12 protein-coding genes are annotated in these 13,624 nt (G+C 56.5%); 9 read left to right on the top strand and 3 right to left on the bottom strand.

The genetic code is table 11. From position 1 onward, the window contains the following. Positions 1-360: 360 nt before the first annotated feature. Both M2Q46_RS00155 and glpK read right to left on the bottom strand, forming a co-directional pair. Positions 361-813, bottom strand: coding sequence for a TM2 domain-containing protein (locus M2Q46_RS00155; protein ID WP_035269009.1), 453 nt, complete (start codon positions 811-813; stop codon positions 361-363). A gap of 27 nt (positions 814-840) precedes the next feature. After that, positions 841-2,334 (bottom strand): glycerol kinase GlpK, encoded by a 1,494-nt coding sequence (glpK, locus tag M2Q46_RS00160; protein ID WP_035269011.1) that lies wholly within the window; start codon positions 2,332-2,334, stop codon positions 841-843. A 200-nt stretch (positions 2,335-2,534) separates the two neighbouring features. On the opposite strand from glpK, the gene M2Q46_RS00165 reads away from it, so the two are divergent. Further along, on the top strand, positions 2,535-4,133 hold the full coding sequence (locus M2Q46_RS00165; protein WP_203144958.1) for a glycerol-3-phosphate dehydrogenase/oxidase: 1,599 nt from the start codon (positions 2,535-2,537) through the stop codon (positions 4,131-4,133). Between the two features lie 124 nt (positions 4,134-4,257). Here the strand turns inward: M2Q46_RS00165 and M2Q46_RS00170 are convergent, their stop codons facing one another. Next, on the bottom strand, positions 4,258-4,755 hold the full coding sequence (locus tag M2Q46_RS00170) for a C40 family peptidase (protein ID WP_137431366.1): 498 nt from the start codon (positions 4,753-4,755) through the stop codon (positions 4,258-4,260). 437 nt (positions 4,756-5,192) lie between these two features. Here M2Q46_RS00170 and flhD point away from each other — a divergent pair, with 437 nt between their 5' ends. The 8 genes from flhD (at position 5,193) to M2Q46_RS00210 (ending at position 13,614) form a co-directional block, all read left to right on the top strand. Next, positions 5,193-5,519 (top strand): flagellar transcriptional regulator FlhD, encoded by a 327-nt coding sequence (flhD, locus tag M2Q46_RS00175; RefSeq protein WP_009455187.1) that lies wholly within the window; start codon positions 5,193-5,195, stop codon positions 5,517-5,519. Positions 5,520-5,549: 30 nt separating this feature from the next. Next, positions 5,550-6,200, top strand: a complete 651-nt coding sequence (gene flhC, locus M2Q46_RS00180; RefSeq protein ID WP_035269018.1) for a flagellar transcriptional regulator FlhC — start codon at positions 5,550-5,552, stop codon at positions 6,198-6,200. Positions 6,201-6,391: 191 nt separating this feature from the next. Beyond that, on the top strand, positions 6,392-7,267 hold the full coding sequence (gene motA, locus M2Q46_RS00185) for a flagellar motor stator protein MotA (protein ID WP_026484570.1): 876 nt from the start codon (positions 6,392-6,394) through the stop codon (positions 7,265-7,267). Positions 7,268-7,279: 12 nt separating this feature from the next. Continuing rightward, entirely contained in the window at positions 7,280-8,218 is a 939-nt protein-coding gene (gene motB / locus M2Q46_RS00190) for a flagellar motor protein MotB (protein WP_009455181.1), read from the top strand. Between the two features lie 86 nt (positions 8,219-8,304). Next, a complete protein-coding gene (gene cheA / locus M2Q46_RS00195) occupies positions 8,305-10,386 on the top strand; it encodes a chemotaxis protein CheA (protein WP_302356164.1) in 2,082 nt (693 codons plus the stop codon). A 16-nt stretch (positions 10,387-10,402) separates the two neighbouring features. Beyond that, the gene (locus tag M2Q46_RS00200; RefSeq protein WP_009455177.1) at positions 10,403-10,903 is read left to right on the top strand and encodes a chemotaxis protein CheW; all 501 of its coding nucleotides are present in this window, start codon (positions 10,403-10,405) and stop codon (positions 10,901-10,903) included. A gap of 127 nt (positions 10,904-11,030) precedes the next feature. After that, entirely contained in the window at positions 11,031-12,767 is a 1,737-nt protein-coding gene (locus tag M2Q46_RS00205) for a methyl-accepting chemotaxis protein (protein WP_035269028.1), read from the top strand. 4 nt (positions 12,768-12,771) lie between these two features. Next, positions 12,772-13,614 (top strand): CheR family methyltransferase, encoded by an 843-nt coding sequence (locus M2Q46_RS00210; protein WP_026484567.1) that lies wholly within the window; start codon positions 12,772-12,774, stop codon positions 13,612-13,614. Positions 13,615-13,624 lie beyond the last annotated feature (10 nt).

Genomic DNA, 13,624 nt, shown 5'->3' on the forward strand with positions numbered 1-13,624 from the left:
GTAACGGATGTGTAGACAGAGCCAGCAACAATGGCCTCACACTTTTGATCTGAGCCGCCGCTGCCAGTCTTTTAGAGGCTTGGCGTGTCTCCCCCAATTCGATTGAACACGAAGCCGCTTGGGGATTTCCAAGACTAAAAAGGTTTGCTTGCATACCTGGAAGGTATGGTGGCTAATATAAGCATTGGAAATCAAGGAACTAGGCTTGCAAGCGGCATGGGCTGTGGTTTTCCCTGATAAGTCCACAAAACGCCCTGAGTGGAGCCTGTTTATTTGACGTAGCCAGGCTTCTGGCATGCGTGAAGGGGGCAGCCATAAAAAAAGCCCCAGCAAGTGGGGCTTTGGTGAGCAGTCTGGAAATTAACGGGCCAGCTTGAACTCGTCGTCGCCCATGAAGGCGTAACGCAAGGCGTCGATCAAGGCCAGGAAATAGGCCAGCGGCGACCAGATGGCAAACAGCACTAGGAATAACAAGCCCATGCCGATCTGGCCCAGGTAAAAGCGGTGCACGCCCAGCCAGCCCAGGAATATCGCCAGCACAATCGCGATCTTGCGGTGGCTGTTGGGCTTGGACATTTCGTCTTTCTTGTTCTTGGAAATCCAGATCACCAGCGGGATGGTAATGATCAAGGCGATCAGCGCCTTGCCCCAATGTACGGTCAGGTAGCGCTGAACTTGCTGCATCAATTCGATGAAGTCATGGAACAGGAATCCCAGGTACGAGGAAATGTAGTGGAAAATGGCCTCGCCAAAGGTCAGGCCCAACATCACGATCAGGAAGATGGCAATGCCCAGAATGATTTTTTGCAGCATGGTGTTTCCGTCAAAAAAACAGCAAGTTCAATAAGTGCGTGCCTGACGCACGGCTTGTTCCCAACTGAGCATCAGGTTTTGGGCTTCATCGCGCGACATGATGGGCTCGAAAACCCGGTCGCATTGCCATAGCGCCGCAATCTCAGGCAGACCTGAATACAGACCGCTGCCCAAGCCCGCCAGATAGGCGGCGCCCAGCGCGGTCGTCTCAATAGTAACGGGACGCACGACAGGCAGGCCCAACAAGTCTGCTTGAAATTGCATCAGAAGATTATTGGCGCAGGCCCCACCGTCCACACGCAGCTCGTGCAAGGCCGGGCCGCCGTTGGCCTGTACATCCCGATTCATGGCTTGCAACACGGCGGCGCTTTGGTAGGCAATGCTGTCCAGAGCGGCGCGGGCAATGTGGGCCATGGTGGAGGCACGTGTCAGGCCGGTAATGGTGCCGCGGGCTTGGGCATCCCAATAGGGGGCGCCCAGGCCGGTGAAGGCAGGGACCAGTCGTACGCCTTGTGCATCCGGCACGCTGCGAGCCAGCTCTTCGACTTGCGCGCTATGTTCCAGTGCGCCCAGACCATCGCGCAGCCATTGGACCACCGCCCCCCCAATAAAGACGCTGCCTTCCAGCGCATAGGCGGGAGCATCGCCATGATGGGCGGCGCTGGTTGCGATCAGGCCGTTATGGGATTGGGGGACTTGCGAGCCACAGTGCATCAACAGGAAGCAGCCTGTGCCATAGGTATTCTTGGCCATGCCGGGTGTTGTGCAAGCCTGGCCGAACAGGGCGCTCTGTTGGTCGCCCGCCACACCACAAATGGGAATGGGGCTACCCAGAATTTCGGGGCTGCAATGGCCAAACTCGGAGGCGGAGCTCTGTACCTGGGGCAAGACGCTGGCCGGGATGTTGAACAGGGCCAGCAACTCATCGTCCCATTGCTGGCTATGAATGTTGTAGAGCAGAGTGCGCGAGGCATTGCTGACATCGGTGGCATGGACTTTGCCGCCACTTAAATGCCAGATCAGCCAGCTATCAATGGTGCCGAAAGCCAGTTCACCACGCGCTGCACGTTCACGGGCGCCGGGTACGGAGTCCAGCAGCCAACGCAGCTTGGAGGCCGAAAAATAGGCATCAATAGGCAGGCCGGTCTTGCCGGTAATGGTGGCTTCGTGCCCTTGTTCGCGCAACTGGGCGCAGAAGTCCTCGGCGCGTCTGTCTTGCCAGACGATGGCCTTGTGCAGGGCCTGCCCGGTTTGCCGATCCCATAGCACTGTGGTTTCACGCTGATTGGTAATGCCAATGGCGTGTATGTCCTGAGGGCGCAGCCCTGCCTGCTCAATCGCTTGCCGGGCGGTTCGGAACTGGGTGTCCAGGATTTCCTGGGGATCATGCTCCACCCAGTCTGTACGCGGGTAGTATTGCTGAGTTTCCTGCTGCGCCTTGGCCAGAATGCGGCCGTCTGCCGCTACCACAAGGCTGCGCGAGCTGGAAGTTCCCTGATCAAGAGCAAGTATGAATGTCATGCGAATGAGGCAGTAAAAGCGGAGCAGACCACAGTGTACTGGCTCTGTGTGCTCTGTGTCCGGTCGCAGAAGGGGACTTGATACGCGAGCAAACAAGTTTCACTGGACGGTAAAAGTTCAGGGGCTAAAATCAGGGTAAATCCCGAGCCAGTCAGTGTTTTTTTCGGGTGTCTGCTAATTTCAGGTCCAAAGCTCATCTTATGACTACATTAAGTTCCCCCTTATTGACCGACAGAGCCCAGATGCTGGGCGCCTTGGCGCGCACCACGCAGGTGGATATGGTCGTGGTGGGTGGTGGTGCTACCGGCTTGGGCGTCGCTCTGGACGCGGCCTTGCGGGGCTTGAGTGTGGTTGTGCTGGAAGCCTGGGACTTTGCCAAAGGCACGTCCTCGCGGGCGACCAAGCTGGTACACGGCGGGGTGCGATACCTGGCCCAGGGCAATGTCAGTCTGGTGCGTGAAGCCTTGCGCGAGCGTATGCATTTGCTCAGCAATGCGCCCCATCTGGCGCAGCGCCTGCCTTTTGTCATGCCCAGCTACAAGTGCTGGGAGACTCCGTTTTACGGGGTGGGCCTGATGGCCTATGACGGTTTGGCGGGGCGCGAGGGGTTGGGTCATACCCAATTTTTGAGTGCTTCCAAGATCCGGCAGCTTCTACCCGGTGCGCGGCAAAGTGGCCTGAAAGGTGGTGTGAAATATTGGGACGGCCAGTTTGATGATGCCCGTCTGGCCTTGGCCCTGGCCCGTACGGCGGCTCTGAATGGGGCCTTGCTCATTAATTACTGTCCGGTTGTGGATGTGATGCACAGCGAGGGCAAGGTCTGCGGGGTGCGCTGCCAGGACAAGGAAAGCGGTCAGACCTACGAGATCCAGAGCACATGCGTGGTCAATGCCACGGGCGTGTGGGTGGATCAGGTGCGACAACTGGATGCGCAGGAAGCCGGGCGTGAGCTGCGCCCTATGGTTTCGCCCAGCCAGGGTGTGCACTTGGTGGTTGATCAGGAATTCCTGCCCGGTGAGCACGCCTTGCTTGTGCCACGGACCAAGGATGGCCGGGTCTTGTTTGCCGTGCCTTGGTTGGGCAAGCTGATTTTGGGCACGACGGATACTCCCCGAGACGATATTCCGCTGGAGCCGCGCCCCTTGGCCCAGGAAGTAGATTTCATTCTGAAAGAGTCCGCGAATTATCTGCAAAAAGCGCCCACCGTGCAGGATGTGCGCAGTATCTGGGTGGGGCTGCGACCGCTGGTGCGCCCTGCAGCCGAGTCGGCCGCGGGGCAGACGCAATCCATCAGCCGGGAACATAGCATTACGGTTAGTGCGAATGGTTTGCTGACAGTTACTGGCGGCAAATGGACGACGTATCGTGCCATGGCCGAAGATGTGCTGGAACGCTGCCAGCAGTCCGGCTTGCTGGGGCCTTTGCCAGCCTGTCGGACTCAGGAGCAACGTTTGGTCGGTGCTTCTTATGTAGGTGACCGGCGTTCTCTGGGGCGTACAGCCGGTCTGGATGCGTATGGCAGCGAGGCCGATTGGGTGCAGACCTTGCCGGGAGCGGATCAGGAATTGGCGCCGGGCTTGAGTGTGGCCATGGTGCGCTTTGCTTGCCGCTTTGAATATGCCCGTACCGTTGAAGACATGCTGGCCCGTCGTTCGCGCCTTTTGTTCCTTGATGCGCGTCTGGCGCAATCGCTTGCCCCAGCGGTGGCGGCAATTATGGAAGAAGAAACCGGGCGCTCGCCCGAGCTGGAGGCCTTTCTGGAACTGGCCGAGCAATACGCCACCGTGCCTACGCGTTAAACGTATGGCAATAAGAAAGGGCCCGTTCATCACGGGCCTTTTTGCTTTTTGCGCTCAATGAAATTGGGCCTGGTGAAAGACCAGACCTGCTTTCTTTCAATGCCTGCGCTGGTTTGCCGATGAGTCAATCAAAGAAAGTGCGAGCTGTTTCAAAGCGTTTGGCGAAATAGGGATTGTCCAGTGAATCAATCCGCACGCGTCCACCACTGGAGGGAGCGTTGATGAATTGTTGCTTGCCTATATAGATGCCTACATGCGAGTTCGGGGTACCCAGCGTATTGAAAAACACCAGATCACCCGGGCGCAGCTGTGAACGACTGACACGCCGGGCCGCGCTGGCCTGGTCGCCGGTGCGGCGTGGAATGGGGGAACTGGATTCCTGGCTGAATACATAGTGCACCAGGCCGCTGCAATCAAAGCCGGTAGACGGTTCGCGTCCGCCGTAGCGGTAAGGCGTATCCAGCAAGGTCAGGGCAGACAGGACTACGGCTGAGCGGCGTTGTTCATCCACACCAATGGGTTTGCCGGCGGGTAGGTGGGACGAGGGCGTGTGCGCACAAGCCGCCAGGATCAGTGTCAGGCACAAGGCAAACAGACGTTGCGTAAAAGCAGCAGGAACCATGGGCTGTTACAAAACGGATGTGGGGGCGGCGGGGAAAGCTGTTACCAGAAGATTATCCGATATTTCGACGCTTTTTAGGCAGCGCGTGAGATGGATCGTCGAAATATGCATTAATTAATGGCTAATGTATGCAACAAAACATAATTTTGATACAGACGCTTTGATCTTTGTCATGTTACATCTCGTTTATAACTACAACATTAAGTGAGCATCTGATAATATTCTGCTGTGTCTTGATACGTTTATTGCATATATTTGATGTTTTCCATGTTTTTAGGGCATTAAAAGAGGGTATGTGTCGGAAACATCGAGAATGTAAAAATTATATTCATGCAATAGATTGCAAGGCATGATACATATTTATGTAACTTTATATATTTTAAATGTGTTTTGTTACAAGAAACTGGCTGATTAACAGATTTACAAGGATGGCTGACATGCCCGTATCGGAAAATTCGCTGCTGAATGATATTCAGGAAGTCAATTTGTCGTACTTGTTACTCGCGCAGCGCCTGCTGCGGGAGAATTTTTCGGCAGGTATGTTCCGTTTGGGCTTCGATACCGATGTGGCAGAGACCTTGTTGCGTCTGTCGCCGGCCCAATTGGTCAAGCTGGCCAGCTCCAGCTCGTTGATTTGCGGCTTTCGCTTCAATGACTACGACCTGCTCACCACCTTGACGCAGGATGTGCTGGGAGGGGTATTGCAGCAGGCCCACTCCACCATTCTTCTGTCACAGCGCGCGACGGCAGAACAAGCCGGTTAAACCGGCTGCGAATTTATTACATCAAGAACTATGGCTATAAAAAGCGTCGCCAAAGAAGCTCAGGAAATTGGGCTTGCTTCCGACATGATTGAGCTGGGGGCGCGTTTGCAGGTCCTGCAAGCAGAAACATCATTAAGCTACGACCGGCTGGCCCGTTTGTACCGTGAAGTCAAAGGCTGCTCGCCACCCAAAGGGATGCTGCCTTTTTCTGTCGACTGGTTCATGACCTGGCTGCCCAATATTCATTCCAGCCTGTTCTACAGCATTTACCAGTTCATGGCCGTGCATACGCCGTGCGATAAAAGCCGTGCACTGGTCGAGGCTTATCGCCTTTACCTGGAGCAATCGTCGGCCGGGCGTCTGGACGTGGGGCCGGATGAAGAGCCCGTGCTGAGTTTTACTCGTGCCTGGATGCTGCTGCGCTTTTTTGATAGCGGTTTGTTGCAGCTGTCCCAGTGCGAGCGCTGCAAGGGGGGCTTTGTGGCCCATGCGCACGATCCTGAATCAGGCTTTATTTGTGCCATTTGCCGTCCGCCACCACGGGCTGGCAAGACCCGTGCCAGCAAGGCACGCAGTACACCTAAATCTCCGGGCGGCAAAAGTCGAAAATCAGAGCCGGTCAAGGAGCCGCAAGCCAGGGTCACGGGGCACGTCAACGCACAGGTAGACGTGCCCATCTAGCAATAGCTTTTGTCGTCAGTGTGCAGCAAAGCCGGATAGATGCTGGTTTTTGATGTGGATCTGATAAGAATCTGAAAGTGTCAAGGCAACTGGAAGCGTCGATCTAGGCTGGAAAAAGGCCATTAACGCGTCGTTTTAGCCCGGTTGCTTGCCGCCATCATTAGCAGCGTGTATTTGAAGAAGGCGTATCCGTGCTTATTATCCTTGGATATATCATTGTTTTCGTCTCCGTTTTCGGGAGCTTTGTGGGGTTGGGCGGGCACTTGGGTGCGCTATACCAGCCTTTTGAATTACTGCTGATTGGTGGCGCGGCCCTGGGGGCCTATTTTGCGTCCAACAGCGGCAAGTCCATCAAGCTGCTGGCCAAAGCGTTGCCGATTGCATTTCGCAGCAGCCCCTACAACAAGCAGTTGTACATGCAGTTGATGGGCATGTTGTCTGTGCTGCTGAACAAGGCTCGACGCGATGGCATGATGTCCATCGAAGCGGATATCGAAAACCCCGAACAAAGTCCCATCTTTGCCGATTACCCCAATGTGGTGAAAGATCCGGCTTTGATGAACTTTGTGTCCGACTACCTGCGTTTGATGATCAGCGGCAATATGAGCTCGTTTGAAATCGAAACGCTGATGGACCAGGATATCGAGACCCACCAGCACGAACGCAACGTGCCGGCACGCGCCTTGCGTGAAGTGGCTGACGCCTTGCCCGCTTTCGGGATTGTGGCGGCGGTGCTGGGTGTGGTGAAAGCGCTGGCCTCCGTAGACCAGCCGCCTGCCGTGCTGGCAGACCTGATTTCCAAGGCCATGGTTGGTACCTTCCTGGGTATCTTGCTAGCCTACGGCTTTGTCGCTCCCTTGGCCGCTACCATCGAACGCCGTACCTCGGATTCGGTCAAGGTGCTGGAGTGCATCAAGGTCACTTTGCTGGCCAATCTGAATGGTTACCCGCCCCAGCTTGCCGTGGAATTTGGCCGTAAAGTGCTGTTTTCCTCCGATCGCCCTTCGTTCCAGGAGCTGGAAGAGCATGTACGTCAGGCCCGCTCGGGTGCTGGTCGCAAAGCCTAAGCGGATGCGTTCATGAGCAATCATAAAGATCGCGTGGTCATCCGTCGCAAGAAGACGGCCCATGCCGAGCATCATGGTGGTAGCTGGAAAATTGCCTACGCTGACTTCATGACGGCGATGATGGCTTTTTTCCTGGTGATGTGGATTCTTTCCCTGGTTCCCAAGCAGGACTTGAAGGAAATTGCCGATTACTTCCGCATGCCCTTGATGGACGCCGTTTCGGGCGGCTATCAGGCCGACTATTCGCGCAGCGTCATTCCCGGTGGCCAGCCCAGCCTGGTTCCCAATCCCCATCCCGGCACGAACAGCAGCCAGGCGGCCGATGATCGCCAGGATGTGGAGCGTCTGGAAGATTTGAAATCGGCTCTGGAAGAACTGATCCGCATCGATCCCGTGCTGAAAGAATTCCGTCCGCAACTACTGCTGGACATGACTCAGGACGGTTTGCGCATCCAGATTATCGACCGTCAAAGCCGCCCCATGTTCTCCACGGGCAGCGCACAGGTGCAGATTTACATGCGGGCCATTTTGCGCTCGCTAAGCGCCCCCTTGAACGAGATGCCTAACCGGATTCTGATTTCCGGCCACACCGACTCGCTGCAGTACGCCAGTGGCGAGCGTTTGTACAGTAACTGGGAGCTGTCGGCCGATCGTGCCAATGCGGCTCGACAGGAGCTGGTGGCTGGTGGTCTGGCCGAGGCCAAGGTCAAGCAGGTCGTGGGTTTGGCCGATAGTGTCAGCCTGGTTAAAGATAACCCCGCCGCAGCCGTAAATCGACGTATCAGCCTGCTCGTGCTCAATAGCCGGGCCGAACGACGCATGGACGAGCAAGCCGCAAGCGGTTCGGAAGAGTTTGATTTGCGCGAAGCCATGCAGGAGACCGAGGGGCCAATCAGTATTCATATTCCCGGTCTGCCTGAAATGCCTTCTGCCTTGCCAGTGGTGCCCTAGGGCTTGTTAACAGGCCCGACGGCCCAGGTGTTTGGGCTGTGCTTTTTGTTTTGTTGTTCTAAGCCATAACCAGGAAGGAAGTGTTCATGAGCTCCGGCGTAGATCTGAGTCAGTTTTACGAAACCTTTTTCGATGAAGCCGATGAGTTGCTGGCGGACATGGAGCGCTTGCTGCTGGAGCTGGATCTGGACGAGCCTGATCGCGATCAGCTCAATGCCATCTTCCGGGCCGCGCACTCGATCAAGGGCGGTGCAGGCACGTTTGGTTGCTTCGGTCAGCTGGCTGAAACTACCCACTTACTCGAAAATCTGCTCGATCTGGTCCGTAATGGCGAGATGCAATTGCGCAAGGACATGATTGACCTCTTTCTGGAAACCAAGGACGTGCTAACCGGACAAGTCAATGCCTACCGCGAGGAACAGGAGCCTGACGAGGAAGCCTATACCCGTATCTGCGCACAATTGAGGCAACTGGCCCTGGAGCAAAAGGGCATTCTGGCAACGGACGCGAAAGGAACCGAAGCGATTCTGCAAGCCGAAGCGGAACCCGAGCCGGAACCGGCCGCCAATACGGATAGCTTGCCACTGTGGGTGTCCATGGGACCGGTATCGGATAAAGATGCGGAGGCGCTGCAACAAGAAATGGAGTTGATGGGCACCATCGTCCATCAAACCCGTGAAGGCGATCGCCTGGATATCTGGGTGGAAACCACAGGTTCAGCGGACGACATCCTGGCCGTTTGCTGCTTTATTCTGAATGCCGATCAGGTGTCGGTAAAACCGGCTGCTGCTCCTGGGCAAGCGGCGGCTCCAGCATCCGCGGCTGCTTCTGCTCCTGCCGCCGCCGTGGTTGTCGAACCCGCCGCTGTCGCTCCGGCCGCTCCAGCACCAGCCCCTGTTGCGGCTGAACCTGAAAAAACCGAAACGCCTGCTCCTGCTGCTGCCCCTAAAGCTGCCGACAAACCCGCCAAGGCCGCGGCTCCCAAAGAGTCCGGTACGATCCGCGTGGGCGTGGAAAAAGTTGACCAGATCATCAACCTGGTGGGCGAGCTGGTCATTACACAAGCCATGCTGGTGCAAACCGCCTCGACGCTGGACCCGGTCGTGCATGATCGCCTGTTAAATGGCATCGAACAGTTGGAGCGCAATGCGCGCGACCTGCAAGAGTCCGTGATGTCCATTCGCATGATGCCGATGGATTACGTGTTCAGCCGCTTTCCGCGTGTGGTGCGTGAAAGCGCGGCCCGCATGAACAAGAAGATTCGTCTGGTCACCAAAGGGCAGGCCACCGAGCTGGACAAGAGTCTGATCGAACGCATTATTGATCCGCTCACGCACCTGGTGCGCAACAGTATCGACCACGGCATTGAAATGCCCGAGGATCGTCTGGCTGCGGGCAAGGAAGAAGAGGGCGTGCTGACCTTGTCGGCCCAGCACCAGGGCGGCCATATCATCATTGAAGTGGTGGACGATGGCGCTGGTCTGAACCGCGAACGTATTTTGAAGAAAGCCATGTCTTCGGGCCTGCCGGTCACCGAGACCATGCCGGACGACGAAGTGTGGCAACTGATTTTTGCCCCCGGCTTTTCCACCGCCGACAAAGTCACGGAAATTTCCGGACGTGGTGTGGGCATGGACGTGGTGCGACGTAATATCCAAAGCATGGGCGGCCATGTGCAGCTGTACTCGCGCGCAGGCAAGGGAACGACCACCCGTATTGTTTTGCCGCTGACGCTGGCGATTCTGGACGGCATGTCGGTACAGGTGGGCAATGAGGTGTTCATCCTGCCGCTGGCTCACGTAACCGAATCCATGCAGCCCACTGAAGAACAGTTGCGCAGCGTCACCGATACCGATCACGTCATGTTTGTACGTGGCGAGTATCTGCCCCTGATTTCCCTGCGTGACATCTTCTCGGTTGAAGGGGCCGAGACCGATGTGACTCGTGCGATTGCCGTTATCTTGCAGGCTGAAGACATGCGCTTTGCCTTGCTGGTCGATCATCTGATTGGTCAGCATCAAGTCGTGGTCAAGAACCTGGAAGCCAATTATCGAAAAATTCCGGGTATTTCTGCTGCCACCATTTTGGGCGATGGCAGCGTAGCCCTGATTGTTGATGTTTTTGCCTTGCAACGTCTGGCGCGGGACCCCGCCTCGACGTGGGCCTGATTATTCGGAGATCTTTATGTCCAACGACTTTACTTCCCACTCCGAAGCTGCCGAGGCTGGCGGCAAGGAGTATCTGGTATTTACTCTGGGCGACCAGGAATACGGCATCGATATTCTGAAAGTTCAGGAGATCCGGGGCTACGACTCCCAGACCGTCACTCGTATCGCCAACGTGCCCAATTTCATCAAGGGCGTTACCAATCTGCGTGGCGTAATTGTTCCTATCGCAGACTTGCGGGTGCGTTTCAACATGGAACGGGTGGAGTACGACCACCAGACCGTCGTGGTGATTCTGAACTTGCACGACCGCGTAGTGGGTGTGGTGGTGGATGGTGTCTCGGATGTACTGGTGCTGCAATCGTCCCAGATCAGCGCTGCCCCCAGCTTCGGCACCGCCTTCTCGACCGAGTACCTGACCGGTATCGGTACGCTGGGCGAACGTATGCTGATTTTGGTGGATATTGAAAAACTGATGACCAGTGAAGAGATGGCTCTGGTTGACAGCGCAGTGGCCTGATCGCCCGAGTCTGCAAAGACTTGCCAGGCGGGGACTTGTTTAACGGGTCCTTCAAGGAATGTTCGGGCCGGGGGAGGCGTCACAAGCGCCTCTGATGTTCGGATCTACTCTAGACAAGGTGCTTGCAATGCTGGATGGATTACGTTTAGCCAATCTGAAGGTGCGGACCAGTCTGATTCTGGTACTGGTGTTTTTTTTAGCAATGCTGGTGGCAGGTGCCGCTCTGGGGATTTTGTCCCTGCGCGCCAATAACGGTGCGCTGCAAAGCATCGTGGTCAATCAGCGTGTAGGCTCGGCCATGTATCAGGCCATCGAGCGCTACAAAGAGACTCAAACCCTGATTGGACGAGCGGCCATCAGCTATGTGGTCAGCAATGATCTGCAAAACCAGGACTTGATGGCCGAGTGGAGCGATGTGGCTCCCAAAACCTCGGCGATCAGCTCGGCAACCCGGGATGCCCTGGATGCCACGCGCAAGCAGTTTGAACTGGCCCAGGAAGCCTTCTTTGAATACCAGGGTGTTGCCACCCAACTGGAAGGCACCAACGATTACTACCAGCGTGTCGATGCGGCGTTCATGTCCCTGATGCAAGGTGGCGTGCTGCCCTTGATCGCCTATCTGGAGCAAGGTGATATTGCGGGTTTCCGCAGCTATGTGGCGACTACCACCAAGTTCCTGGAAGAGGATCTGTACAGCGCCTTGAACACCTTGCAGGAAGCTCAGCAGCGTTCTATCGACTCGCAATACCAGAAAGAAAACGACCAGTACAACATGGTGATCCGCCTGGTGGGTCTGGCCATGGTGCTTTGTCTGTTTATCTCCTTGGCCGTGTATGTGTTCTTGAATCGCATGGTGTTGCGCCCCTTGCGTCAGGCCGGTGCGCACTTTGATCGCATCGCCAGCGGGGATCTGACCCAGCGCGTGGAAGTGAAGTCCACCAATGAAATTGGTGTGCTGTATGACGCCGTGCGTCGCATGCAGGGCAGCTTGCAGTCCATGGTGCAGACCGTGCGCCAGGGCGTGGAAGAGATCACTTTTGGCTCGCATGAAATCTATGTGGGCAATACGGACTTGAGCAGTCGCACGGAAGAGCAGGCCGCCTCCTTGCAGCAGACTGCGGCCAGCATGGAGCAGTTGGCCAGCACGGTTCGTCAGAACTCGGACAATGCCCAGCAAGCGGATCAGGTTGCCAAGAATGCTTCCGAAGTGGCTCTGCGCGGTGGCCAGGCGGTCTCTACCGTGGTGCAAACCATGGAAGACTTGTCGGCCAGTTCGGGACAGATTGCCCAGATCGTGAACGTGATCGACGGCATTGCCTTCCAGACCAATATTCTGGCCTTGAACGCCGCGGTGGAAGCCGCCCGTGCAGGCGAGCAGGGCAAGGGTTTTGCGGTGGTGGCCGGTGAGGTACGCAGTCTGGCCCAGCGCAGTGCGCAAGCGGCGCGCGAGATCAAGGGCTTGATCGAGCAGTCGCTGGCCAAAGTGAAAGAAGGGACTCGACAGGTGGATGAGGCGGGCAAGGTGGTCATGGAAGTGGTCAGCTCGGTACAGAGCGTAACGACCATCATGGCGGAAATCTCCTCGGCTTCAAACGAGCAGTCCGAAGGAATTGAGCAGGTGAACCGGGCGGTTGCGCAAATGGATGTGGTTGTGCAGCAGAACGCGGCCCTGGTCGAGCAGGCTACCGCTGCGGCGGGCTCCTTGCAGGATCAGGCGACCCGTTTGTCCGATGCGGTGTCGGCGTTCAAAGTCAGTGCGCAAGACATTATTGATGATCCGTTTGAAGCGCCCGAGCCGGAACGATTACGTTCTACCGAGCGTCTGTCGGCGGGGCCTTTTAGCGGGACCTTGGCCAGCCTGTAGTTATATGAGCACATCTGTGGAACCTTTTGTTTATACATTGCCCTCGATCCCGCAAGCCTCGAGGGCCGACTGTGAGCGAGCCGCGCGCTTGCTCAAGTCGTATGCGGGCATCATCTTAGGTACCCACAAAGAAGATATGGTGGCCCGCACGCTGGGTATGCGCAGTCAGAACGCGGGCATGCGCGAGGTACGCCAGTACCTGGATATTCTGGAACAGGACACGCATAGCCAGGAGTGGCAGGACTTCGTCAACGCTTTCACCATCAATCACACCGCGTTTTTTCGGGAGCAACATCACTTCGATATTCTGGGCAAGTTTGTCAGTACACGCGGCAAACCCCTGGATATCTGGTGCAGCGCCGCCTCTACGGGCGAGGAAGCGTATTCCATTGCCATGACGGTGCGCGAACACTGCCCTTCACCGGATGTGAACGTATCCATTCTGGCTAGTGATATTGACTCGGCAGCCTTGGACAAGGCCCGTCAGGGCGTGTATACCCTGGAGCGCATTCAGCCCGTGCCCGATTTGTGGCTGCCGCGTTACTTTCAGCGTGGCGTGGGCGCTCGCAAGGGGCTGGCACGCGTCAAGCCCGTGTTGCGCAATATGGTGGAGTTTGAGGAGTTCAATCTGGTGGGGCCGGCCTGGCCGTCTTCCAGCCGTTTTGATGTGATCTTCTGTAGAAACACCATGATTTATTTTGATCGTGATGATCAGACACGCATTCTGGAGCGCTTTGCCGCCGTCACCAAGCCTGGCGGACTGCTGTTTGTGGGGCATTCCGAGAACTTCTCCTATCTGACCAAGGCCTTTCGTTTGCTGGGTCAGACGGTGTATGTCCGGAACTAGGGCCCATTAG

This window comes from Alcaligenes sp. YSL9 (genome assembly GCF_030515105.1).
GTDB classification, from domain to species: domain Bacteria; phylum Pseudomonadota; class Gammaproteobacteria; order Burkholderiales; family Burkholderiaceae_B; genus Alcaligenes; species Alcaligenes phenolicus.